At 63.1% G+C, this 1,364-nt stretch carries 2 protein-coding genes; both read right to left on the minus strand.

What is annotated here, in order from left to right; all coding sequences use genetic code 11:
* Window positions 1-59 precede the first annotated feature (59 nt).
* On the minus strand, window positions 60-311 hold the full coding sequence (locus AC5P1C_RS43695) for a hypothetical protein (protein WP_493871577.1): 252 nt from the start codon (window positions 309-311) through the stop codon (window positions 60-62).
* Window positions 312-408: 97 nt separating this feature from the next.
* Window positions 409-795, minus strand: coding sequence for a hypothetical protein (locus AC5P1C_RS43700; RefSeq protein WP_493871578.1), 387 nt, complete (start codon window positions 793-795; stop codon window positions 409-411).
* Window positions 796-1,364 lie beyond the last annotated feature (569 nt).

Genomic DNA, 1,364 nt, shown 5'->3' on the forward strand with positions numbered 1-1,364 from the left:
CACCGGCATGCCCCTCGCATGCCGCCCGCAAGGTGTGGTTCTCATCGTCCTGATCTCGTTCAAAAATCATCCGACAGTCCGGAGACGCTTCCGGCGCTGGTCAGCCCACGCACCGCGCTGATCGGCGGAAGAAACCTTTCTCCGAACTCGTCTGCCCCTTTCACGTCCGCATAACGAACGAAGCCGGACGGGAGGGCTTCCGCCACTTGAGTGAGTGCATCACGCGAACGAGCTACAGCGAGCGGCGCCTCAAACGCTTGACCGACAAGCACGACGTTCGAGGGCATGAAGCAGCGCATGTGCGTTCCCATGCCGCACTGATCGGTGACGCACTGCTCGTGCCGACTCCTCAGGACACGGCTGTCCCGCATCTGTTGGTGGGAGTGGGTGGATAACGCCGTTCGGATGTCAGCCCAAGAGCAAGTCGACGTCCCTTTCGATGCAGACCTGCAGGACGACCACCAACTGGCGAACGTCCTGGAAGTGGCGTTGCCGGACCGGATCGAGTTGGTGATCCTGCGGTTGCCCAGCGATCTCGGTGAGGCGGGGCAAGATCGCAGCGCATTGCGTTGCCGTGAGGTCGGGGCCGTCGTCGTCCGGGTGGTCGAGAAGCGGTGTCAGCGAGGTGAAGACTTCGCTCCAGGGACGCTCTCCGCCACAACCGCGCATCTCGTCAAGGGCGAACCCCTCGATCCGTGCCAGCCACTTCCGGAACGCTGCGAAGCCTGTGTAGGACCAGGAGAGGTCCGGGCTGGCGGTGTTGTCGTCTCCCGGGAACAGAACGAGTCCCACCATGTACTCCTCATTCGCCGAGCACACAGCATCGTCCGCGGGAGGGCGAGGCCGCAACTGAAATGATCACCGCGTGGCTGGTGTGATCACGGCGTCAGAGCCGTCCTAATTCGTATGTAGCGGTTGCAGACGCTGTGTTGATGGCATCTGCGCTGTTCGAGTGCAGGCTTGCGATGCCTCCGAGGCTCCTGGCAGCGATGCCTTACGCAAGAGCGGCAAGCGGCCGGCACGCCTGGTGTTGACGGCCCGGGGTGACAAAGGGGATGCCTGGAGCCGTCCGGACCTGCGATGTCTCTATCCAGACCGGCACGCCGCCGCGCCGCTGCGGCCGTCAATACCTGTGCCACGGACGCTCGTTGGTGTTGGTGGTGCGAGCCCATTCCACGGTGACCTCTCGCAAGTCCTGAGCCTTGAGTTCTGGGCAAGACCGAGGCCCGCGGGGTGCGCTGGTGCCACGAAACGGCTAGTGCGATGTCGACCCGTCAGAGGTCTGGAATTACTGGCCCTAACAAAGGCGTTGTACGTGTCGGTGAGTGATCAGGCAGACGGCGATGCCGAGGAAAGCTTCATGG

The sequence above is a fragment of the Streptomyces sp. A18 genome (assembly GCF_059026065.1).